Consider the following 19,963-nt stretch of genomic DNA (forward strand, 5'->3'; position numbering starts at 1 on the left):
TAACAGTACAAAAACTGTTCAAACCGTTGATAATACTAATTTTTATTGGCGGGACCGCCTGGGAATCGAACCCAGCTAACCTGGCACGCAGGTCACAAGCGGTTTTGAAGTTTGCTAGCATCTGTAATTCTAGTACCTTCATATACGCAGAAATACTGATAAATCAAGGTTTCTTACTTTCTGATGTTTCCTTGTGATTTCTAATTTTAAAAATTTGGGCACCAAGCATGGCACCAAAAGCACTTAAATAATAAATTGACCCACAGCTTTCTATACTGTAGTTCGGAGGTATATATCCTCTAGGTGACGCTAAATACGTTGATTATATGGATGGAATAATAAATCCCCAAGTTAGTAATAGACCTGGGATTAAACCAAAAAATAACTGTTGTTAAAAACTTAAATGATGATAGTAAAGGTAGCAAATAAACTGTCCCAGTTGACTTTTAAAGAGTTTAAACGGAATTAAGGTAATGAAAAAGGCAGCTAAATTTGCTGCCTTTTTCATTAGGGAAAAGAGTTGAATCTCTTATTCAGGGTTATTACCATAATTAGAAATCAAAGTATTTTGCCAAATCAATATTACAAGTCAAGTAGTACTCTTCAGTTAAAATGTCACCCGTATCGGTAAAAATATTCAATTCAAGTTTTTTATCCTTCTTTTCAAACACAAGTATGCCATCCGGCCCTTTTTCAAAAGCTATTTTCTTTGCATCTTTTCTTTCACTATCATTTATTAAATCAGATAACTTTTCTATTTTCTTTTTATCTTTTAGTTCAGAAACTATTTCACTTTTATTATTGCTTATTTTGTAAAGGATCACTTTATTATAATCCTGGTCAACTATTTTGGGCACATTGCATGAAACGAGAAAGGGAAACATAAAAATAATGAGCGAAATAAGATATCGGTGTTTCTTCATTGCTTTTCACCCCTCTTTGCAACATTCTAACCTATGCAAAATGCTGACGAAACGAAGAATCGTATTTAGTCAGCATTCCAAGACTTAATAAATAATAGAATTTTGTCTTAAGCAATTCTTGGCATAAGAGGAATAACCGTTAGCAACCCAATCATTCCACCAGCCTTTAAGGGTATCATTTACAGTATAATACATTGCTTTATAAATAGAACTGAAAGAATAGGTATACGTATCATAACCATCATTAACATTATCATACACATCCCATAGTGCACCTGCTACTCTTCCCTCACAATCATCTCCTGTAGGGTAGCCGGTAGTGTTTTCTGCATTCCAGGTTGATCCATCAGTGTAAGTATATACAGGACTATTATTCATATAAAGGGCTAGAAAATGTCCCCAGCCTTCACTCCACGCACAACCTGGCTCTGACTCTCCGTCATTCCAATGGCCAGAAGAACAATCAGTTGGCGGATAGTTTCCACCATAGAGGTTATACATATAATTATGACCTAATTCATGAATAGCAGTATGGGCTATTAGCGGACCTGTCATTAAGAGTTATTTTGCCACCATGACTATATTGAGCTTTTAGAGTAGAACCTGAATACCAGACAATTGTTGAAGTGCCAGGAGCCTTATAATCATCAAGTCTCCCTTCAGTCCTCGCTAAATCATCATATACCCAGAAGGCTCACCCAATTTCGTTTCCAGAAGACCCATTTGGTACGTACAAATTCCCAGGATTATTACTTCCATTGGTAATGGAAAGCCACTGTGAATATGTATAAGAAACACTGGCACGTGTATTTTTTAGATTTTTTTGGAGTTATCAATAAAAAAACCACACAAATGACTACTCACCTGTGTGGTTTAACTATGTATATTGGCGGGACCGCCTGGGAATCGAACCCAGCTAACCTGGCACGCAGGTCACAAGCGGTTTTGAAGACCGTGGAGGACACCAGTACCCCATTCAGCCCCGTATTGAAGAACAAGGTCTATTATACTTACAAGCTGTCTATTTTACAAGAGAGTTACTCAAATTGTCACAAGACTTGTCTTCCCTTGATGGCTGATACTATAATAAGGAAAGATATTAGAATAGTGTGGGTGAAGGTTCATGTATCAGCTTGAAGGTTGGTTTTTGTGGTTTATTTTATTTTGGGTCGTTGTTCTGGTTGGATTATTCGCGATCGGTGGATTTTTCATGTTCCGCAAGTTTTTGAAAAAGCTTCCGAAGAATGATGGGAAATCGGATATGGACTGGGAAGAGTATTATGTGAAAGAGACGCTGCATTTATGGCCGGATGACCAGAAGTCATTGCTTGAGGATCTTGTCAGCCCGGTTCCTGAATTGTTCAGGGATGTGGCGAGACATAAAATAGCCGGAAAAATCGGCGAGCTTGCGCTGAAGGAAAAAGCGGACAAGATCACCCAGGAACTTGTCATCCGCGGTTATATCCTGGCAACTCCAAAGCGTGACCATAAATTTTTACGAAAAAAGCTTTCTGAATTACAAATCAGTACGAGACCATTTGAGAGTTTATTTTAAAACTGCCTTTGAACAGGCAGTTTTTTATTTACTCTTTCCCTCTTTAAGACTTACTTCTTTCTTTTCCGTTTCTTAAAAAGCCTGAAAACGTCATCATTCTTAGTCAGGATGATGACTTTATCTTTGTATGGTTTCATTAGTTTTACTGCTTCGACCAGGTTGTTGCCGTCATAGCTATGGTTCCATTTAAGCAAATCGACAAGGGTCTTAAGATTCTCTTTTCTTGTAGAGGAAGCCAGTTTTACTTTTCTTAAGATGAACCTCTTCACGATTCTCCAGTCGCGGACATAAACATTTGTTTTAAGCACAAATATATAATCGGCTTGGCGGAAACTCTCTTCCAACCAGCTGTAATAGACACCTTCGATAATCCATTTTTCCTGAACTAAAACATTCCTGAGGATTTCTGCTCTTTTCACGGCAGGAGTCTGGGAACCAAAGTATTCCGACTCATTGTCCCAAAAGATGTTGTCCAGGTCGTACTTAGTCACTTTTAGCATTTTTGATAGTTTATTTGCAAGGTATGATTTCCCGCTGCCGGGTCCACCGATTATATGTATTCTTGTCACTGTCTTCCACCCTGTTCAATCTTTATCAAGATCATTATCAAATACTGATGGTTTTCTTTCATCGTTGATCCCTAAACTTGCTTTAATTACAGCCAAATCTTTCATGATGATTCTAGTATTAATCCATGCCCGATTCCCGTTAAAGCAGTAATTCCTAATATGATTGCTAGCCATAGACTGTTAACGATCACGAAATCACCTCAAATCCAATTTTACCACATTCTAGAAACTTTCCTGCGTAAAAATGATAGAATAACTTTGGGAGGTAGAAATATGTATTGGGAAACACTTTCGGCTTGGCTTTGGGTTGGATACTACTTATTTATCTTATTGATTTTTACCACAGCAATTATCTCCGTAATTAAAAAAAGAAGAATGACAATGTTTATGATTGCCATCCTTTTAACTATTTCTGTACCGATGATTAGTTTGATTAACAGTATCGGCAACCAGTGGATACAAATGAATTCAAAGTTTTAGCAGCGCAATTAAAGCTTGGTGCACTTTGGGCAATCTTCACTCTTGCAGGCTACCTGTTGTACTGGTTCGTTTCGTTCTTTGTAAAAAACAAGTTTCAGCAGCTGAAACTAGTTTTTACCCTTTTCCGCAGCTGCATCCGCTCGCATCGCCTTCGCTTCAAACACATTCCCGATAATCAGCAAAATCACCCCGATGATCATCAACACAATGACAATCCCATGAGAAATCGCCGCGAGATAACCCATCCCCTTCATAAACAGCGGCACAAGGAAAATAGCAAGACCAAAGGCTTTCAGCAAAATTGCAGAGTGCTTCAATGACATCCCTTCTCCTCCTGTCTGAAAATAAGTGGTTTTATCATTGTATTGCTGAGACCCGCCAATATTCGTTAAAAGTTCATTATTTTTGATTTGAGAAAATAGTATGATTAACATTGACTGGTAGATTTTATAGAAAGGATGTTAAGAATGGCTTTTAAAGAGAGAATTGAACCTATCGTTCTGACGAAACTAAGAATCCTGAAAAAAAGAATGAAACTCACGGAGGAAGAAAACAGGTATTTCCATTCATTGGACAAAGGATATAAAGGAGAGGTCCAATTTGACCTGCTGACAGAGAAACTTACAACTAGTTGTCTCATTTTAAACGAACTATTGTTTGAAGTAGAAAAAACTACGTTCCAGATCGATACGTTGATTATCTTCGCCGAAACCATGTATGTTTTCGAAATAAAGCATAACTCAGGAGATTACATTTACAAAGCAGACGGTCTGACATCAATCACCAAGGATACAGTAATCAAAAATCCCCTCGACCAACTGAACCGCAGCAAAATTCTTTTCAAAAAACTACTTAGTAAAATTGGCTATAACCTCCCATTTAAAGCTTATGTTGTATTCAACAACCCCGAATTCACCCTTTACCAAACACCACCAGATCTCCCCTTCATTTTTCCCACACAACTTAAAAGACTCTTCAACGAACTCAATTCACAGCAAGGGAAAATAAACACTGGTCATAAAAAACTGGCATCCAAACTCGTAGAACTGCATCAGACAGATTCGTCCTTCAATAAATCGCCTCAATTTGACTACAATCAACTAAAGAAAGGAATCACCTGCAATGAATGCGATTCTTTTTCGGTGACGGTTACACATAAGTATTTAGATTGTAACGCCTGTGGGAGTAAAGAGGTTGTAGAAACAGCTGTTATGCGGAATGTCCGTGAGTTTATAATTCTATTTCCGGAAAGAAAAGTCACAACTCAGGCAATTTATGAATGGTGTGTAGTGATTAAGAACAGTAAAAGGATTAGAAGAATACTGGTAAAACATCTTGAGATAGAAGGTTCAAGAAAATGGACTAGTTATAAATAAAAGTATTTGATGGTTTGTATAAAGACCTAACAACTTTCATCTTGTATATAGATATACCTCTTTTTAATTAATTTTTTCTCGTAACCTCGATCCAGTTTGTCCACTAGAGACCTTCTATCGGACACTATTTCCTTGTCATAGCTGCGGTTTGTCCGTTAGAGACCTTCTATCGGACATTTTTCTCGTATTCCTGCCTCGGTTTGTCCGGTAGGGAACTTCTATCGGACACTATTTCCTTGTCATAGCTCCAGTTTGTCCGTTAGAGACCTTCTATCGGACACTATTTCCTTGTCATAGCTCCGGTTTGTCCGTTAGAGACCTTCTATCGGACATTTTTCTCGTACTCCTGCCTCGGTTTGTCCGTTAGAGACCTTCTATCGGACATTCCTCTCGTTTCCTAGCTCCGTTTTGTCCAATAAATATGAAAAAAAAGCAACCAGCCCCACCTTCGCCGATTGCCCTGATAGCCACACCTGCTATCCTGCCTAGTATTATATTAATAGATAAATATTAAGATTATTGCCGGAAAATGTTAAAGCTTTTTTAATGTTCGTTAAAGCAGATAGAAGTGGGTACATACCAATAAGAAATTAATGATGACTTTGTAGATCATCGTCAACACTCCTTATTTCAAGAGTTCCCTTACATCTTTAATTTAACATAGCATTGTAAAGCTGGATTAAATGAAATACGTCTATTTTGTAAACTTTATACGGTATTCCCTATAGTAATGAGGCAAAATTCGTCTCTAATAACGACTCCCTACCTAATCACCTTTCCGGAGCACATCTGAAAATACTGATGTAATAATCCTCTTCAGGAAAATCGCCGACATAATCAAAGCCATTCTCCTGGTAAAAGCTTTTTAACTTCGGATTCCCTGCCCAGCAATCCAGATACAATGGTTTACCCAGACCCTTCGCATATTCACGAGCCCAGGATGTAATCGCCGGTCCGTACCCCTTACCCTGGTACTCCGGTACAATAGCTATTTGATATAAATATTTGCTGCTGGGCTCAACCAAGTATTCATTTAAACAATCAATATCTTTAATCCCAAATGTTCCAATTACCTGTTTGTCTACTATAATGACATACAAAAATTCCATCTGGTTCATGTAAAGCCAAGGCCGCGCCATTTAGTACCTTAAGAATATCCTTAAGGTCCTTTTGCTCCGCTAAAGCAATTTCCATCCTCTCATTCTCCTGCCTTCGTACATGCAAACATCAGAACCAGAGGAATTCTCATCCGCCGCTCATATTCCTCTTGGCTGTTGAAGTTTTCGGCTTTCGGGGTACCTTCTCGCAGGTCATCCACCCTGAAACCAGCATGCAATAGGAGCTGGAAATACTCCTCTACTGTTCGATGAAATTTGATCACCTTTTTACCGATCCAAGGTTCAGCTCGTTCTCCATGATTAAAATAATCATCGACAATCCAATCCGTCCTCCTGCCGGAACCTTCTGCACTTTTGGCAGATGAAGTCAGTACGGGATGCTGCACGCTAAAAACAAAGTTTCCGCCTGGTGCTAATGAGTGGTGCACCTTCTTAAAAACGCTCGCTAAATCGGCTAGGTAATGTAAAGCAAAACGGGAGATCACTAAATCATATTGCTCTGGTTGCGGTACCCACTCTTCCATCGAAGATTGCTGGACTTGTCCGGCCTTACCTTCCAGATTTCCAGCTGCTACACGCGCCATATTCTCCGAACCCTCCAAGCCAAGATAAGAAGTTCCTCCTTGCTTTAGAAGCTCAACTCCAATCGCAGCATCACCGCAGCCTAAATCCAAAATCCTTTTCCCATCCACACTACCGAGCAACTCCAGCAAAATAGGTTTTTCGATGATATTATTTGGGCTATCCGGGCGGTTTCTCCGCTTCATGTAATTCTCGAAAAATTCGCCTTCATCATAAGCTGACGCACCTCTGAGCTCCATCCCTATCCCCTCCAACAGTTAAAGAATCGCAAATCTTCAATATTTTAACATACATTTTAATAAAATAACTATTTTTACAAAAAAAGACAACGTATCAACGTTGCCCCTAATTCTTTACCGGAATATGTATTTCTATATCCTCTACATCATTCCCGAGAGGATGATACACTTCAACAATGTAATGCTTTGGCGTATCCCGTTCATACCCCTCGTCTTCAATCCACCGATCCAACGTCGAATACAAGCTGCTTATTTGATTACCCTTTCCTTTTATCATTGCATACGAATGTTGAAAATGAAGGTACTCCATTCCCTCTGGCAAGGTATCCATCTGTTCATTCACTAATAAGCCTACATAAAAGGTTCCCTCTGCATGACTCTCGTTCGCTTTTGGTTCGTATACCGTCACTTCTATTCCTGTATTGTGCTGAATGCGATTTGCATTCTGTAAAAAATGATGTGCAGCCCGAGGCACTAGTTCTGCATAGTCTTCAAATAGTCCTTTATTTTTCAATCCGACAACTTTAAATTCCTTCGTGACAATTTGGCACATCTTATAACCCTCCTAAAAGAACTCATATAAACCTTCAAAATATTGAATTTCCTCCTGCGAAACCCGGTAGCGAGTATACCCTTTATAAAACGCAGCCAACAATTCAGGATGGTGTCTGAACTTTCGAATTGCCAATGCTTCATCATATCGCGGATCACCTACAGTCATTCCAGCAACATCGATAAACATTTGAACTTCACCATCAATCACCAGGACATTATCTGTTGTATAATCGCCATGAATCATGGTTTGTTTTACAACCTGAGGATTACAGGATTTCAGCTGTTCCAATAATTCCAGGCTGCCCTCTGATTGTCCTTTCTCAGCATATAACTGAGCTTTGTTAAGCTGTGTGTCCAGCCAGTCACCTTCCCTATTGGAAACAGGCTCTTGTTCATGGAGCTTTTGAATAAAGCAGCCAAAACTGCGGACCAGCCTTTCTTTATCGGAAAGATGCATGGCTTCCCTTAATGCTGCGGTTAAGGTGATTCCTTTTTCGAAAGACATAATTAAGTGGCTTGTCTCGTCTTCCTCAATAAAACCCTTATATGCAGGAACTGGTATCTCTCTTCCATCCGCCAGGCTCATTAACACTTTCGCTTCCGCCCTTAGCCAGTCTCGATACTTTTCCTTAAAAGCACTCTTTATCAGGTATGTACCGTTTTTGGTAACAATCCGGCTTACTTCCGATGTCCACCCTTGTTCAGGCAGTTTTTCTAGCGTGATAAGCTCTCCAACTATATCCTGAAGCAAATTCTGACTAATCCTCATATCTTTTTTGGGGCACCCAGGTGTCCGTTCCTTCAGGCAACAATTCAAACAATGACCAAATACTGCAGTAATCATCACCAGGCCCAAAAGCAGCCTTTGTAAAATGCTTAATTGTTCCATCCTCTTCTTTAAGTAAAATGGAGACTCCGGGCCATAAGCCTTTTTCATCTTTAAAACCGAGATCCTCTTTAAAAGTCGTACCCTTAGTAGAAACACTTTTGAATGTCCAGCCTCTATTCTTTGAGAACTCCGAAAGAGTTTGATAATCATCCGGACTGGTCAAGACAAATGCTGCCCTATTTTCAAGATGCTCCGTGAATCCGTTGAATCCATCCGCCCAAAGAGTACAGTAAGAACAGGATTTACCCATATTATGTATCACGATCAATTCCTGCTTCTCCCCAAACAGCTTACTTAATTGGACCATTTCGCCTTCTGTTGTAGTGAGTGAATAATCTTCAACGATAAAAGCAGGATGCTGTTTTCGTAACGCGGCCAATTCTTGTTTTACCCGCATTAGTTCCTGCTCTTTATTCTCTATTTCCTGTTCTAATTGTTTAATAGAAACCAAGTGAACTCTCCCCTTTTCATCACAAATTAAAATGATCTTTAACGCGCTTTGCAACCTCAGCCGCGCTCAAATTGGTGTTAGTAATTTTCATATAGTTCTCCCTCTGAATCTCACCGTCAAAAGAATTCAACCTGTACTGTTCCATGGACATCACTAAGTCCCTTTCCGACCATTCCAGATTCCTTTTGGTCGGCTTATGTTCAAGACGATGGGGACTTATGTTCCGCTGCAACCTTTCTTCGATATCTGCTTCTAGCTCCACAAAATACACCGTTCCCCCCTCTGATTCGAAAATCCGGCTGACCTTTTCAACGTAATCCCAGTCTTCCTTCAGATCAAACGCCCAGACATACGTGAAAATCAATACGTATTGATCACTTTTTGCCATGGCCTCAAAGATTTCCTGGCGAAACAGAGAAACCAGCCGCTTCCCTTCCTTCGTGCCATAATCAAAAAACGGATTTACAAGATCAATTGTCATATGATTATGGAACAGCTTTAAATCCGTTATTTTTTCCAGCTCATGCCCGACCGTCATTTTACCGACAGCCTGTGGGCCAAAAATCAAAACAAACTTCATAATTCCTCCTTAAAATTCCTGCTCAACTCACTCCATACATCGAATTGATTGCCGTCCAAATCGTAAAACACAAAGTTCCGCCCTGCATGCCCTCTGTTCTCGATTTCCTCGACTTTGATTCCTCGCTCTTTAAAATCTTTATGAATCGAAAGGAGGGCCTCCAAGCCATCCACCTCATATGTAAGGACAAATCGCTCATTACCGTTTGAATCAAAAAAATTCGAGCTCTGATTTATAGACTTAACTAAAAACAAGCTTATGTCGGTTAAGTCCAGAATCGCTTTGTCTTCATCCAGGTATTTTAATTTGGCTCTGAGCTTGTCTGAATACCACTCGGAAGATCGTGCTGGGTCCTGTACAGGGATGTAAATTGTCCCTACCCTTAAGAGTTGATTTTTCATCGCTTCCACACCTTTCTAAAATTAAATTCTCCTTTTCCCCTTCCTTCCCCTCCTATCTATCTATTAATTTCCATTTAAAAATGATAAAATCCAATTAATGGAAGGTGGATGACGAGATGAAAAAGATTTTAATAACCTTATCTGCATTATTTATGCTTGCAGGCTGTACTTCTGACCAGGATTCAGTCGATCCGAAAATGGAATTGCTAGTCAAAGAAAACACATTACTCCAAGATAAACTGGACGAAAGACCGCCTCTAAATGCAGACCAGCTCAGGGAAACAATGAATCTCTCGTTGAAAGCATTTGCCGCCATGGCTGAAAAGGATTACGAGTACCTCGAATCCATTGCCGATTCAAATGTCACCATCAATAAAGATACAAGCTCCTTTCAATTCGAAGATGGATACATCCAGGACTTCCTCCAAACGATTAACTTCAGCAAGCTGGAATACCGATTTCATAATTTGGAGAATGACATCATTACTGTGGGTTATGCAGAAATGCCCGCAGAGTATCATTTTGAATTCATCCTTAAAGACGATCAAATCCTATTGCATTCATTCCTTACAAATTAAAAAATGAGGTGCTTCTGCTTGAGAAGTACCTCATTTTCCTCTAATGAATTTTAAATGCCATCTCATAAAAAATAATGCTGCAATATAATACAGTACTGAATACCAAGGCTCCCATGATATATAGTTAAGAAACTTGACTTTGACCATTAGCAGTTCAAATAACATGGATAAGACTACCCAAGCTGCCAGGTAGAGCAAAAATGGGCGCAGTTGTTTTGGCATGAAATTAAGAAAAATAATTCCGAACGATGCTCCAAGTGTGATTTCGATAAAATGAACCCCAAGCTGTACTCCAGGTCCAGCCAGCTCATATAATTTAAAATATAAACTTAAAGTTACATCTGTACTTAAATTAACTAATGCAATTACAGACCAAGTTATATAAATTTCTTTGTTTGTCAGGCGCTTTGGCATAAACCAAATAATAAGAAGATTAACTGCTAAAGCAAGATATGGTGCCCAATACATACTATTAACCACCTTGTTTCTCAGGTGCAGCTTTAGTTTCAAGCCAGCGAATCCAATTATAAAATTTTAACAAGCAATAGAGGATAATAGGATTAACAATTGCAGAATACTCTATTTTCCACGAACCGTAATGAAAATAGCCCCAAGGTTCAGGGAGTAACACGGCGAGTTCATATAATAAAATGAAAATGACAAAAGCAACGAAGTATGTAATCCGTTTGAGTACACTGTTTTCAAACGGATACCAATTTAAAAATATGATATTCACCGGCGGAATTAGGATTGTTCTAGGTACCAAACCAATCCAGTCGACACCTTGGTCAAAGTACCAATAGCTGTGGTACTTGAACTCCACAATTAAATCAAACAACAATTGAAACGCAATGGTGAACGTCCAAATTTGCACAATCTGGCTAGGTGTCAGCCGTTTATTCGTTTTGAATGCTATTAGATTGAAAATGATTACTGAGACTATTAGTCCAATCATGTGCATACCCTTTTACTAGTTTTTTCTGATACATAATCGTCTATATTACTTATCTATCCCCTTGATCTTTTCACGCAAGCTTTCTAGCTCCTCAATGGAAAGGTCTCCAAGTGATTTTTTTATTTCCTCTTCGATCTGTTTCCTGTTCCTCTCGCGATATTGATCCCACCACTCTTGCAACCCCTCAGTGTTATTTAATAAATACTCAATATCGATTACCTCAACTTCATCATCAGATAAATAATTCAGAACAGCCCCTAATAACCGATTCAGATTTTCTATTTCATCCCTTTTAATATCCGGAACCGATTGCCCTTCCTGAATGTCACTCTCTAATTCCCCATTATTTGCTGCTGTCTTCCGTGGCAAGATCTCACCTTCTTTCTCCTTTTTTTATTTAGTATTGCCTTAAAAAACCTTCACCATTAAAATTTCCAAATAAAAAAGAGCTGCTTGTGCAACTCCCCCATTCATTTAATTATCTTAAATATAATTCCGATAGCGGGTGTAGCCCAAATACCTCGTCCCCTGGAATTGCAGTTCTCCATTATCCCCTTCTACCAACTGTCCATACTCCTGGCCTTTGACCTGCAATTCAAGCCTGTCACCACTGTCAAATTCAAAGGTAACAAAATAGCTGTTGTGTGCATTTGTTTCGCCCCCGCCATGCACACTCGTTCTTTTTGTCACTACCTTTGCCTGGGCATTCACCCTTGGCTGCTGGTTATTATTGCTCCATATTGAAATTCCTTTAATGATCGGAAAAATAATCAGACCGATTACGAAGAAAAAAATGATGCCGATAAATATTGGTACAGCCGTAAACTTGAACTACTCACCACTTTACACCCTTACGGGTGTTTTTGAAGTGGGAGATTCCTAAGTACGGAAGCCTATCGGCTCCTAATTGATTAGGCTAACCCCGTAGTCCCTACGGTTAGAAGTCTTATCGCTTCATTTTTCAGATTTTGTCCTGCGTTCAGATCCCTGTCATGCTGGGTGCCGCAAGTTGGGCAATCCCACTGCCGGAGGCTCAGGTCCTTGACGTCTTTGTTTTGGTATCCGCAGCACGAACATAGCTGGGAACTGGCGAATGTCTTGCTTACAGGAATCACTTTTTTGCCATACCATTTTGCTTTGTATTCTAGCATCGCACGGAACCGTGACCATGATGCTTCACTGATGGCTTTGGCTAGCTTGCCATCCTTCAGCATATTCGCTACCTGCAGATCCTCGATACCGATCACATCGTGGTTTTTGATGATCTCAGTGGAGATTTTCTGCAGGTAATCTGTCCGTGCGTTTGTGATGCTTTCATGGATCCTTGCCACTTTAATGCGCTGCTTGTCCCAATTGGAAGAACCTTTCACACGCCTGGAAAGGATACGCTGGGCATCCGCTAATTTCTTCTCCATCGTACGGAAAAATTTAGGATTCCTGAAAATCGTCCCATTCGACAGGATGGCAAAGTCTTTCAGTCCAACGTCAACACCAATGGAAGAACCTGTCTTTTCAAAGGACTTCACTTCAGTTTCTACAAGGATGGCGACGAAATACTTTCCGCTTGGATTCCGTCTGACCGTCACATTAAGGATGCGTCCTTCTACCGCGCGGCTGTTGGCGAACCGGACAAGGCCAAGTTTGGGCAGTTTGATCTTGTTTCCAGCAAGGGCGATATTCCCGTTTGTCTGTCTGGTTGTGTAGGACTGCACTTTGTTTCTTTTGGATTTGAACCGTGGTGCTTTGTTCTGCTTCTTGAAGAATCTTGCAAATGAGTCAGCCAGGTTCTTCAGTGAGGATTGGAGGGCGATGCTGTCCACTTCTTTTAACCACGTCAAATCTTTCTTTAACTGTGTCAGACCAGCAGAACAGGTATTGTAGGTTAGTCCTTTCCCGGTCTCCCTGTATGTGTTGTTCCATTGTTCCAGGAAATGATTGAATACGTAACGGCTGCTCCCGATGGTCTTGGCAATGAGGATCTCCTGCTTTTTTGTAGGATAGATGCGAAACCTGAATGCCTTTTTGACTCGCATTACCACACACCTCACACACTGGGAATGTATGTTCCCATTATACTATAGCAGGGTCTGTTTTGGCTAATGCCAACCGACATTTATCTTCCACCTACTCATTGGGCTACGCTCTTCACATTCCTTGAGGTCGGAGAAGAATTTCAGGAAATGATAAAGTCTCCCAGAGCTTCAACCATAATATCCCTTCCCCTCAGAGTAACAAATTACTGTTGAAATAATCATTAGAAATCTTATTAATGTTTACGTAGAACACCAGAAAAGATTCGAAATATTTAATTTGCTTTTTCAGTGTCAACAGTATCCAAAAGTTCAACATCTACATTATTAGGATCTGCCCATCCATGGAAAATTACTAAATGCCATTTTCTCAATATTCTTTTCTTTAATTAAACCTATAAATCCATATGAAGGATCAGCATTTCCCCTTCTCTTCCCATTGCCCTTATCCCTTTATCAATAAATCCGCCCTTTTTATATACCTTTTGGGCAATCAAATTCGCATGGTTTACAGCTAAGATGATTTCATTTTTTTGTTGAAAATTCTCTTTTATAAACAACGGCAATAACCTCATTGAATCCGTTGCGATTCCTTTTCCTTGGAATGTCGAATTGATCGAATACGCTCTTAAAAGAATCGCATTTTCATTATCGCTAAATTCCTTTACACCCTCCCAGCCATGGAGAACAAAGAATCCTGCAGGGTAAGCACCGTAAAGAATCACAACAGGATGGCGATCAGGTTCTGTTTCGCATTTTTGCAAGGCATCCAATGGAAATGCAGTGTACCTTTTCTGTTCATTTAATAAACTGTAATTCTCTAATAAACCTTTATATTCTGGACTGTAAAACTGTAATGAGACGGTTTCTTTTTCGACAATTGACATTTAGGATCGCCGCTTTCTTATTAAAGTATAAAGTTTAACCTCTATTCCCCAATCAGTAATATGCTGCATATACTTCTTATTAGGCCATTAACTTAAAAAGGGATATTCCAATCTTTTAAAAAGTGGATAAAAGGAGAGATTGTCTTGCAAACACCAAATAACACCTCAATCAGCTTACTCTTCCCTTCTCGATGGGGACTAGATGCTGAAATAGCCGGGAGACCTATGGTCAGAGGGATACTTACAATCAACTCAATTTCAGGTAATACAGTAATAGGAACAGCAAATTTCCGCGGAACACCAATACCGATTCAGGGATCCTGGAATGAAAACACAAAGCAATTAAATTTTGATTCACCATATGCTTCTTTTACTGGTAAGCTATCCATCTTTGATGATGCAGCCATTAAAATCAGGCATTTAATTTTAAGTGGTCGGTTTATGATGAAACCACCATCCTTACAGGCCGGTGAGTATGGAAATTGGATCGCCACGACTGACACCGTACTTACAGGTCCGGCAATTTACACTGGAACCTTACCGCCAGCAGGTGTTTTTTTAACATCAGATTTACTTTACAACAGCCGGGACTAACTAATGGCAGGATATATTAATGAGTCCTGCAATATAATCTTCAGATTTGACTGGTCTGAAGATTTTAAAATTTCTTTTTGGGACAACCATTATTTTCAGACCATAACAAAGTGTTCTATCTACTGACTATACCCATAATCAATTTAAGCTTTCGAGAGCTTTTTCTTACCCGCTTAAAACCATCCTTTGAATCGATTATGAAGACGGTTTTTCCAATCCAAATTCTAAAATAAATTGAGTGGAAATTAATCGTTCCACTTACACCCTTCACTTCGAATTCATGTCCATCATCACATTCGAATTCTGTTCGGACTAACCAAGTATTCCCTACGCCAAATTCAATATATTTCAACAAGGCCGCCCCTTTAAACTTTATTGTAATTGCTTGATTACATTGGTTATCAAGATTCAATCTTTCATTTACATGGTTATCCAGTTCTATTTTTATCCTTACACATATTCTAAAGAATGGAAGAGAATTCCTGCTTAAATATACAGCTTTATGCTTTTCAAGCAAAAAAACAGCCGCCAATTTGGCAGCTGTAATATTAATATTTTTATTAAATTGCTTTATGGTCATCCAAATATATGTATTGATCATCTGTCAACATAATTCTATGGCAGCGCATCAAGATATCTTTTAAACGTTGAGACGTGCGGTTTCCGTCATAGGCACAAACAGAAATAAGTCCTTTTTCGTTGACGAAAGAGTCTAAGTCTTTTTCGTACTGCTCTATATTACTGGTAATATCATTTTCATCAGACCACTCGATTAATCCCCAAGTACAAATTGATACATTCAAGTTTAAAAGTGGTTCGATATTTGTTTTAAAATAACTAAAAATCGTCTCTGCATGGAAATCCCCATTGGAATAGTAAAAATCGAAATTGTTTATTATATGAAGATTTTTTAATTGTTCTTCTGTTAATTGTTTCTTAAGGTTCTCCTGTATGTAGAGAATATTGCGGTCATTATCTACGAGCATTACATGGTAACCGTGTTTAATTACAGTTACAATAAATGTTATTGCGTTTTGCAGGTATTTATCTATATCATTATAATGATAGTAAATGTGTCCCTGTTTCGCCTCTTTTAAATCATTTACTAGTCTCGCCAAGAAGTTGTCCATAAATATCTATCCCCTTAATATGCAATCACCTATTATTATACCATTATGAGAATTGTAAACTAAATATGCAATAAACACTAATTTCATAATGACTCTATTTCTTTTGTGATTATAGCTTTTTGTCTACTTTTCGTTATGATATTCCCCTGCCAGCCATGAACATCATCATTAATTCAGTCTCATTCTCAAAAAGTTCAGCTAAGAATTGCAGCTGGGGGAAAGGTTCCAGAAGCAAATTTTTATTCAACTTCCGTTTAAATAATGCTCTGCCATGCTGATTAAGATAATCATTCAGTGTGATTCTTTGTTTGCATATTAAATGGACATCTTTTGGAGTTAACAGCAAAAGGCCGCTTGTTTCGGACGATGGCCTTGGTTCACTTTCAGAATGAGCAAGATACATAGCCGTTGAAGAATCCGGATCACTCCCCTTAATAAGGATAGGTGCAATTTCATCTTCAGTTCGTATTTTACTCGCCGAATGGTTCCAGTCCCTCTTGTAAAAGGTTATGGGGGAATTAATTATATTGATTTTCATTGAGGATTCTTCAAGGACTTCCCTCTCAGCAGTCTGAATGGCTTTTTCATCTCCTTCTCGATGCCCTCCTAACCTAACCACGCCAAGTTTGTCCCCTTTCCTCGTTGGACCAACCTGAAAGGGAAAAAGTCCATTATATAAAACATATGCTCCTGAAGTACGGACATGCTGTGTATGCATTCAATTCTTCTCCTTTTCACGCTTCATACCCAACTACCCCAATAACAATAACGCTAGAAAGGATAATTATTCTAATCATTGCGAATAAACCTACCCTTTAAATATTCTTTTTCAGTATGGAATTGTCCTGTTAAAATTTAAAATCCAATCTGATTATAGTTAAAATATGGTAAAATAAATTAAAATAATTAATAAAGAGGTGTCAGGTTTTTGACTAGACCGAGAGCTTTTGCTGCGATTATTGATGATAGCCGTATACTGATGACTAAACATATCTATCCTGATGGTTCCTTCTGGACGCTTCCAGGCGGCGGGCTGGAAAAGGGAGAAACATTTGAGGAAGCGGTGATTCGTGAAGTAAAGGAAGAAGTGAATTTAGATGTTGAGGTAATGGAATATTTATTTACCGGCCAATACAGCGGCGGTGAAGAAAGATGCTTTTTAGTTCGGAGTTTAAATGAAAAGATTCCGCAGGTAGGCTTTGATCCTGAACTCGGCGATGAACAAACACTGAGTGAAGTGCAGTGGCACACACTGGATTCCATGAAGAATGATCTGCATGTATCAAGAGTATTAGAAGCTATGAAATAACAATATAGGGGTGAAAAATGATTACAGAAATATATATGGTAAGGTATACTCTGATTACTCATTTTTTCACCCTGTATCTCCCGTTCACCTTATTTTTGTAGCTAATATAGCAGTAGACTTTGGCGTTAGGTAAATTTCAGTTACTGTCAAATTTTCATGATTCAACCAGAACTCCCTTACCAAATCAGGTTTCCCTTGCCATTCATCTGGCCAATGTTCTTCAGGTGTAAAGTCGTCCATAATGAGTAAGCCACCTATATCTAAAATATCAACCAGTCTTTCACCTTCGTCTGTTTTGACGATTGCAGCATCAGCAAATATAAATTGAAACGGACCATATTGAATAATTTCTTCCCAATCACCACAAATGAATTTTACTTGAGGATGGTCAATATTTTGGCTGACTACATCAATCTTTACCCGGTCAACATCTACGGAGATGAAAGAAACAGATGGTTGAATCGCAGATAGGATCCATGAGCTGCCCACTCCAAATCCTGTTCCTATCTCAAGGACCTTCCCCCGTTTGACCTGTCCGGTAAGTACAGATAATAATCTCCCGGTTTCATCTGAACAAGAACCATTGAACGAATGCTTCTTAGCCAAAGATTTAGAGATATTAACTAACCTTGGAATATATGTATTGGAACGATAAGTAAGCATTATATGTCAGACTCCTTTTGATCTTAGCTTGAAAATCCTTTTTAACAAAATCCCCCCTTTATTTTATTCATCTCGAAACAAGCGACATATATAATGATGGATTTAACTCTTCACTTTCAATAACAACCGCAGTTATCCCCGAATCCGTTTTCGTTTCATGCCATTCACCTTTTTCCCAAAAAACAGCATCACCAGGCTGAACTTTAAAACAGTCTTCCGATTCACCTCGAACGAATCCTTGGCCGCTTACAATCATCAAAAGCTGCGGCAGCGTTGCCTGGTGGTAGCCGATGAGTCCGTTTTGTTCAAGGTACATGAAACCAATATGAGTTGCATTAGTCGTTCTAACGATTCGCGACATCACAAAGTCCGAATCGAATTTAGTGATTTCTATTCCGTTCTCTTTTTTAAAATTGTAAAATTCCAATCCATATACCTCCTAAATACTATATTTTTTAATAATTAAATGCTTAGGCGCGTCCGGCAAATCCCTAAGCGATGTCCTAATAAACTCCGGATATAAAAGGATTTTTTCGAGCTGATCGATCGGCACCCATTGATACACCAGCCGATCGCCCTCTTCACCAAAGAACGCTTCACTTTGAAAAGTAAATCTTCCGCCAGTAGGTGAAACCTTATAATACAAGCCGATTTCATGATAATTTTTATTGTTGTAGTCAAAGAAGTTTTCGGTAAACCAAAGCAGGCGGTCAACTTTTACATCTATCCCTAACTCCTCTTTTACTTCTCTAACAATGCTAGTCTGTGAATCCTCCAAAAGCTCAACTCTCCCACCAGGCAGCGCCCAGTGCTTATCTTTTACCTGTTTATGTATTAAAACATGATCGTCCACAATCATGATCGCTGCTACCCGATAATTAAAAACGGCCGTTTCCATATAAAATGTTGCATCCATTCTGATTTCCTCCAAACGATCATTTTGTACTGTTGCTTAATTCTTTTGCAAGCTTAGATCTCCGAAAACCTTTTTGTCGCTTCAATTCCTTTAATTCTTCTAATGATAAATACGAAATACGAAAATAATAATAGTTAATATGTTCAATAACAGCAAAGAGGAAGAGAAAAATAAACCAATATAATTCTATTTGTTTGCTGGTGATTTGATAGATTAATACCATCAAGCCTATCAAAATGAACAAGGAGTTCAGCCTCTTAAAGAATTCAAAAGTTCTCAATCGGCGAGCAGGCAGGTTAGAAAAATCGTTTTGTTTAACTTGTTTTAGCTTCAAGTACCAATAATAGCTTCCCTGAAGCAAAATAAATTCCAGCAATGCAAACGCATATAAAGAAGAAAATGATGTTAAATAAGGGACTGACCATTCAAAAAGTTGAATATAAAGAAGCCACATCAAAGCAAATGTGAACACAGCAAACAATTCCCCTGTGTATAAGCTAACTAACTTACGCCTTACTCTTTTCTGCATAAGCGGACCTTTCAATGGTAAGGGCAAATTGATTAATTAGATTTTTTATCAAAGGATTAAGCTGATCAGGCAATTCACTCACACTGAAAAAACGAGCTTCGATTGTTTCTTCGCCATCGGCCTTCAGGTCCCCGCCCAAGATTTCTTTTGATATGTATGCTGCCGTAACAGGATAAAATTCGTCCCCATTTTGCAGCTTTACGTGATGCTGCTTCCCAGAAAAAACACCTACCAGGTCAAGCCTTCCAATTTCTAGCCCCGTTTCTTCGAATACTTCCCTTCTTCCTGCTTCTTCTGTTGATTCACCTAACTCGATAAATCCACCCGGAACGCCCCATTGGCCATCACTTCGCTTCTGCAGTAAAAATTCTCCCCCATCATTTACGACTGCCACCGCAACCCCTACTAAAATAAGTGGCTGGCTGCCGATAACTTTCCGTAAATCCTCTATGTATCCCATACTGACCTCCTAAATTTTAGCTAGATACACAAATTTCGACAGATTGTTTGTATTTCCTTCTTTTTCCTAAAAAGAAAAAGCGTTACTATTAGGAACGCTTCGCAGGAAATGAACAATCAGTTTTATTCGAAATTACTTAATAGAGTATTACTTACTCATATAACTCTTGACGGACAGTCATTCATTCATATGAT

31 protein-coding genes and 1 tRNA gene are annotated in these 19,963 nt (G+C 38.9%); 6 read left to right on the forward strand and 26 right to left on the reverse strand.

All coding sequences use genetic code 11. From position 1 onward, the window contains the following. Positions 1-551: 551 nt before the first annotated feature. The 3 genes from M3204_RS16800 to M3204_RS16810 all read right to left on the reverse strand — a co-directional run bounded on the left by M3204_RS16800 (position 552) and on the right by M3204_RS16810 (position 1,907). Positions 552-923 (reverse strand): hypothetical protein, encoded by a 372-nt coding sequence (locus M3204_RS16800; protein ID WP_251484379.1) that lies wholly within the window; start codon positions 921-923, stop codon positions 552-554. Positions 924-1,007: 84 nt separating this feature from the next. Next, a complete protein-coding gene (locus M3204_RS16805) occupies positions 1,008-1,478 on the reverse strand; it encodes a hypothetical protein (protein WP_251484383.1) in 471 nt (156 codons plus the stop codon). Positions 1,479-1,810: 332 nt separating this feature from the next. Further along, positions 1,811-1,907 (reverse strand) — tRNA-Sec (locus M3204_RS16810). 139 nt (positions 1,908-2,046) lie between these two features. Between M3204_RS16810 and M3204_RS16815 the strand changes: the two genes are divergently transcribed. Beyond that, complete coding sequence (locus M3204_RS16815; protein ID WP_251484386.1) at positions 2,047-2,478, forward strand: DUF2621 domain-containing protein; 432 nt, start codon at positions 2,047-2,049, stop codon at positions 2,476-2,478. Positions 2,479-2,528: 50 nt separating this feature from the next. On the opposite strand, the gene M3204_RS16820 is transcribed toward M3204_RS16815, so the two are convergent. Further along, positions 2,529-3,047, reverse strand: coding sequence for an AAA family ATPase (locus M3204_RS16820; protein ID WP_251484388.1), 519 nt, complete (start codon positions 3,045-3,047; stop codon positions 2,529-2,531). 273 nt (positions 3,048-3,320) lie between these two features. On the opposite strand from M3204_RS16820, the gene M3204_RS16825 reads away from it, so the two are divergent. Further along, positions 3,321-3,527 carry a hypothetical protein gene (locus tag M3204_RS16825; RefSeq protein ID WP_251484390.1) on the forward strand — a complete coding sequence of 69 codons (207 nt, stop codon included), beginning with the start codon at positions 3,321-3,323 and terminating at the stop codon, positions 3,525-3,527. Between the two features lie 107 nt (positions 3,528-3,634). Here M3204_RS16825 and M3204_RS16830 read toward each other — a convergent pair whose 3' ends face one another. Beyond that, positions 3,635-3,850: a hypothetical protein gene (locus M3204_RS16830; RefSeq protein ID WP_251484392.1), complete on the reverse strand. Its 216-nt coding sequence runs from the start codon at positions 3,848-3,850 to the stop codon at positions 3,635-3,637. 144 nt (positions 3,851-3,994) lie between these two features. Here M3204_RS16830 and M3204_RS16835 point away from each other — a divergent pair, with 144 nt between their 5' ends. Next, positions 3,995-4,903 carry a nuclease-related domain-containing protein gene (locus M3204_RS16835; RefSeq protein ID WP_251484394.1) on the forward strand — a complete coding sequence of 303 codons (909 nt, stop codon included), beginning with the start codon at positions 3,995-3,997 and terminating at the stop codon, positions 4,901-4,903. Between the two features lie 770 nt (positions 4,904-5,673). Here M3204_RS16835 and M3204_RS16840 read toward each other — a convergent pair. From M3204_RS16840 to M3204_RS16870, 7 genes are all read right to left on the reverse strand, one after another. Further along, positions 5,674-6,042, reverse strand: coding sequence for a GNAT family N-acetyltransferase (locus M3204_RS16840; protein WP_251484396.1), 369 nt, complete (start codon positions 6,040-6,042; stop codon positions 5,674-5,676). Positions 6,043-6,101: 59 nt separating this feature from the next. Beyond that, positions 6,102-6,842, reverse strand: coding sequence for a class I SAM-dependent DNA methyltransferase (locus M3204_RS16845; protein ID WP_251484398.1), 741 nt, complete (start codon positions 6,840-6,842; stop codon positions 6,102-6,104). A 106-nt stretch (positions 6,843-6,948) separates the two neighbouring features. After that, the gene (locus M3204_RS16850) at positions 6,949-7,395 is read right to left on the reverse strand and encodes a GyrI-like domain-containing protein (protein ID WP_251484399.1); all 447 of its coding nucleotides are present in this window, start codon (positions 7,393-7,395) and stop codon (positions 6,949-6,951) included. Positions 7,396-7,407: 12 nt separating this feature from the next. After that, complete coding sequence (locus M3204_RS16855; protein WP_251484401.1) at positions 7,408-8,166, reverse strand: phosphotransferase; 759 nt, start codon at positions 8,164-8,166, stop codon at positions 7,408-7,410. Beyond that, positions 8,156-8,737, reverse strand: a complete 582-nt coding sequence (locus tag M3204_RS16860) for a DUF899 family protein (protein ID WP_251484403.1) — start codon at positions 8,735-8,737, stop codon at positions 8,156-8,158. The genes M3204_RS16855 and M3204_RS16860 overlap by 11 nt, the downstream gene beginning before the upstream one ends. A 19-nt stretch (positions 8,738-8,756) precedes the next feature. Beyond that, on the reverse strand, positions 8,757-9,317 hold the full coding sequence (locus M3204_RS16865; protein WP_251484407.1) for an AAA family ATPase: 561 nt from the start codon (positions 9,315-9,317) through the stop codon (positions 8,757-8,759). After that, positions 9,314-9,718, reverse strand: a complete 405-nt coding sequence (locus tag M3204_RS16870; RefSeq protein ID WP_251484411.1) for a VOC family protein — start codon at positions 9,716-9,718, stop codon at positions 9,314-9,316. Before M3204_RS16870 ends, M3204_RS16865 begins: the two co-directional genes overlap by 4 nt. Positions 9,719-9,834: 116 nt before the next feature. On the opposite strand from M3204_RS16870, the gene M3204_RS16875 reads away from it, so the two are divergent. Further along, positions 9,835-10,296 (forward strand): lipoprotein, encoded by a 462-nt coding sequence (locus M3204_RS16875; RefSeq protein WP_251484425.1) that lies wholly within the window; start codon positions 9,835-9,837, stop codon positions 10,294-10,296. Between the two features lie 30 nt (positions 10,297-10,326). Here M3204_RS16875 and M3204_RS16880 read toward each other — a convergent pair whose 3' ends face one another. The 6 genes from M3204_RS16880 to M3204_RS16905 all read right to left on the reverse strand — a co-directional run bounded on the left by M3204_RS16880 (position 10,327) and on the right by M3204_RS16905 (position 14,168). Beyond that, on the reverse strand, positions 10,327-10,764 hold the full coding sequence (locus M3204_RS16880) for a hypothetical protein (protein ID WP_251484428.1): 438 nt from the start codon (positions 10,762-10,764) through the stop codon (positions 10,327-10,329). Between the two features lie 4 nt (positions 10,765-10,768). Further along, positions 10,769-11,251, reverse strand: a complete 483-nt coding sequence (locus M3204_RS16885) for a hypothetical protein (RefSeq protein WP_251484430.1) — start codon at positions 11,249-11,251, stop codon at positions 10,769-10,771. Positions 11,252-11,296: 45 nt separating this feature from the next. Then, a complete protein-coding gene (locus M3204_RS16890) occupies positions 11,297-11,620 on the reverse strand; it encodes a hypothetical protein (RefSeq protein ID WP_251484434.1) in 324 nt (107 codons plus the stop codon). A 114-nt stretch (positions 11,621-11,734) separates the two neighbouring features. After that, the gene (locus M3204_RS16895; protein WP_251484724.1) at positions 11,735-12,061 is read right to left on the reverse strand and encodes a DUF2500 domain-containing protein; all 327 of its coding nucleotides are present in this window, start codon (positions 12,059-12,061) and stop codon (positions 11,735-11,737) included. Positions 12,062-12,162: 101 nt separating this feature from the next. After that, a complete protein-coding gene (gene tnpB, locus M3204_RS16900; protein ID WP_251484450.1) occupies positions 12,163-13,284 on the reverse strand; it encodes an IS200/IS605 family element RNA-guided endonuclease TnpB in 1,122 nt (373 codons plus the stop codon). A 392-nt stretch (positions 13,285-13,676) separates the two neighbouring features. Then, complete coding sequence (locus tag M3204_RS16905; RefSeq protein ID WP_251484453.1) at positions 13,677-14,168, reverse strand: GNAT family N-acetyltransferase; 492 nt, start codon at positions 14,166-14,168, stop codon at positions 13,677-13,679. Between the two features lie 144 nt (positions 14,169-14,312). On the opposite strand from M3204_RS16905, the gene M3204_RS16910 reads away from it, so the two are divergent. After that, positions 14,313-14,762 carry a hypothetical protein gene (locus tag M3204_RS16910; RefSeq protein WP_251484456.1) on the forward strand — a complete coding sequence of 150 codons (450 nt, stop codon included), beginning with the start codon at positions 14,313-14,315 and terminating at the stop codon, positions 14,760-14,762. 115 nt (positions 14,763-14,877) lie between these two features. On the opposite strand, the gene M3204_RS23990 is transcribed toward M3204_RS16910, so the two are convergent. The 3 genes from M3204_RS23990 to M3204_RS16925 all read right to left on the reverse strand — a co-directional run bounded on the left by M3204_RS23990 (position 14,878) and on the right by M3204_RS16925 (position 16,610). Continuing rightward, the gene (locus tag M3204_RS23990; RefSeq protein WP_435367732.1) at positions 14,878-15,363 is read right to left on the reverse strand and encodes a DUF3977 family protein; all 486 of its coding nucleotides are present in this window, start codon (positions 15,361-15,363) and stop codon (positions 14,878-14,880) included. Next, positions 15,323-15,892, reverse strand: a complete 570-nt coding sequence (locus M3204_RS16920) for an MEDS domain-containing protein (RefSeq protein WP_251484459.1) — start codon at positions 15,890-15,892, stop codon at positions 15,323-15,325. Before M3204_RS16920 ends, M3204_RS23990 begins: the two co-directional genes overlap by 41 nt. Before the next feature lie 133 nt (positions 15,893-16,025). Continuing rightward, complete coding sequence (locus tag M3204_RS16925) at positions 16,026-16,610, reverse strand: NUDIX hydrolase (protein WP_251484462.1); 585 nt, start codon at positions 16,608-16,610, stop codon at positions 16,026-16,028. Positions 16,611-16,820: 210 nt separating this feature from the next. Between M3204_RS16925 and M3204_RS16930 the strand changes: the two genes are divergently transcribed. After that, entirely contained in the window at positions 16,821-17,201 is a 381-nt protein-coding gene (locus tag M3204_RS16930; RefSeq protein WP_251484465.1) for an NUDIX domain-containing protein, read from the forward strand. Positions 17,202-17,285: 84 nt separating this feature from the next. On the opposite strand, the gene M3204_RS16935 is transcribed toward M3204_RS16930, so the two are convergent. The 5 genes from M3204_RS16935 to M3204_RS16955 form a co-directional block, all read right to left on the reverse strand. After that, positions 17,286-17,864, reverse strand: coding sequence for an O-methyltransferase (locus tag M3204_RS16935; RefSeq protein WP_251484468.1), 579 nt, complete (start codon positions 17,862-17,864; stop codon positions 17,286-17,288). A 67-nt stretch (positions 17,865-17,931) separates the two neighbouring features. Next, positions 17,932-18,291 carry a cupin domain-containing protein gene (locus M3204_RS16940; RefSeq protein ID WP_251484471.1) on the reverse strand — a complete coding sequence of 120 codons (360 nt, stop codon included), beginning with the start codon at positions 18,289-18,291 and terminating at the stop codon, positions 17,932-17,934. Between the two features lie 12 nt (positions 18,292-18,303). Continuing rightward, the gene (locus tag M3204_RS16945; RefSeq protein ID WP_251484474.1) at positions 18,304-18,780 is read right to left on the reverse strand and encodes an NUDIX hydrolase; all 477 of its coding nucleotides are present in this window, start codon (positions 18,778-18,780) and stop codon (positions 18,304-18,306) included. Between the two features lie 19 nt (positions 18,781-18,799). After that, positions 18,800-19,309 (reverse strand): hypothetical protein, encoded by a 510-nt coding sequence (locus tag M3204_RS16950; RefSeq protein WP_251484477.1) that lies wholly within the window; start codon positions 19,307-19,309, stop codon positions 18,800-18,802. Beyond that, positions 19,287-19,769 carry an NUDIX hydrolase gene (locus M3204_RS16955; RefSeq protein ID WP_251484481.1) on the reverse strand — a complete coding sequence of 161 codons (483 nt, stop codon included), beginning with the start codon at positions 19,767-19,769 and terminating at the stop codon, positions 19,287-19,289. Before M3204_RS16955 ends, M3204_RS16950 begins: the two co-directional genes overlap by 23 nt. Positions 19,770-19,963 lie beyond the last annotated feature (194 nt).

This window comes from Mesobacillus subterraneus, from assembly GCF_023715485.1.
In the GTDB taxonomy this organism is placed as follows: Bacteria; Bacillota; Bacilli; order Bacillales; family Cytobacillaceae; genus Mesobacillus; species Mesobacillus subterraneus_B.

What these genes read in the sequence shown, in the direction of transcription:
- M3204_RS16800 (WP_251484379.1), bottom strand. Translation starts at nt 923, where the DNA reads ATGAAGAAACACCGATATCTTATTTCGCTCATTATTTTTATGTTTCCC.
- M3204_RS16805 (WP_251484383.1), bottom strand. Translation starts at nt 1,478, where the DNA reads ATGACAGGTCCGCTAATAGCCCATACTGCTATTCATGAATTAGGTCAT.
- M3204_RS16815 (WP_251484386.1), top strand. Translation starts at nt 2,047, where the DNA reads ATGTATCAGCTTGAAGGTTGGTTTTTGTGGTTTATTTTATTTTGGGTC.
- M3204_RS16825 (WP_251484390.1), top strand. Translation starts at nt 3,321, where the DNA reads ATGTATTGGGAAACACTTTCGGCTTGGCTTTGGGTTGGATACTACTTA.
- M3204_RS16830 (WP_251484392.1), bottom strand. Translation starts at nt 3,850, where the DNA reads ATGTCATTGAAGCACTCTGCAATTTTGCTGAAAGCCTTTGGTCTTGCT.
- M3204_RS16835 (WP_251484394.1), top strand. Translation starts at nt 3,995, where the DNA reads ATGGCTTTTAAAGAGAGAATTGAACCTATCGTTCTGACGAAACTAAGA.
- M3204_RS16840 (WP_251484396.1), bottom strand. Translation starts at nt 6,042, where the DNA reads ATGGCGCGGCCTTGGCTTTACATGAACCAGATGGAATTTTTGTATGTC.
- M3204_RS16845 (WP_251484398.1), bottom strand. Translation starts at nt 6,842, where the DNA reads ATGGAGCTCAGAGGTGCGTCAGCTTATGATGAAGGCGAATTTTTCGAG.
- M3204_RS16850 (WP_251484399.1), bottom strand. Translation starts at nt 7,395, where the DNA reads ATGTGCCAAATTGTCACGAAGGAATTTAAAGTTGTCGGATTGAAAAAT.
- M3204_RS16855 (WP_251484401.1), bottom strand. Translation starts at nt 8,166, where the DNA reads ATGAGGATTAGTCAGAATTTGCTTCAGGATATAGTTGGAGAGCTTATC.
- M3204_RS16865 (WP_251484407.1), bottom strand. Translation starts at nt 9,317, where the DNA reads ATGAAGTTTGTTTTGATTTTTGGCCCACAGGCTGTCGGTAAAATGACG.
- M3204_RS16870 (WP_251484411.1), bottom strand. Translation starts at nt 9,718, where the DNA reads ATGAAAAATCAACTCTTAAGGGTAGGGACAATTTACATCCCTGTACAG.
- M3204_RS16875 (WP_251484425.1), top strand. Translation starts at nt 9,835, where the DNA reads ATGAAAAAGATTTTAATAACCTTATCTGCATTATTTATGCTTGCAGGC.
- M3204_RS16880 (WP_251484428.1), bottom strand. Translation starts at nt 10,764, where the DNA reads ATGTATTGGGCACCATATCTTGCTTTAGCAGTTAATCTTCTTATTATT.
- M3204_RS16885 (WP_251484430.1), bottom strand. Translation starts at nt 11,251, where the DNA reads ATGATTGGACTAATAGTCTCAGTAATCATTTTCAATCTAATAGCATTC.
- tnpB (WP_251484450.1), bottom strand. Translation starts at nt 13,284, where the DNA reads ATGCGAGTCAAAAAGGCATTCAGGTTTCGCATCTATCCTACAAAAAAG.
- M3204_RS16905 (WP_251484453.1), bottom strand. Translation starts at nt 14,168, where the DNA reads ATGTCAATTGTCGAAAAAGAAACCGTCTCATTACAGTTTTACAGTCCA.
- M3204_RS23990 (WP_435367732.1), bottom strand. Translation starts at nt 15,363, where the DNA reads ATGATCAATACATATATTTGGATGACCATAAAGCAATTTAATAAAAAT.
- M3204_RS16920 (WP_251484459.1), bottom strand. Translation starts at nt 15,892, where the DNA reads ATGGACAACTTCTTGGCGAGACTAGTAAATGATTTAAAAGAGGCGAAA.
- M3204_RS16925 (WP_251484462.1), bottom strand. Translation starts at nt 16,610, where the DNA reads ATGCATACACAGCATGTCCGTACTTCAGGAGCATATGTTTTATATAAT.
- M3204_RS16935 (WP_251484468.1), bottom strand. Translation starts at nt 17,864, where the DNA reads ATGCTTACTTATCGTTCCAATACATATATTCCAAGGTTAGTTAATATC.
- M3204_RS16945 (WP_251484474.1), bottom strand. Translation starts at nt 18,780, where the DNA reads ATGGATGCAACATTTTATATGGAAACGGCCGTTTTTAATTATCGGGTA.
- M3204_RS16950 (WP_251484477.1), bottom strand. Translation starts at nt 19,309, where the DNA reads ATGCAGAAAAGAGTAAGGCGTAAGTTAGTTAGCTTATACACAGGGGAA.
- M3204_RS16955 (WP_251484481.1), bottom strand. Translation starts at nt 19,769, where the DNA reads ATGGGATACATAGAGGATTTACGGAAAGTTATCGGCAGCCAGCCACTT.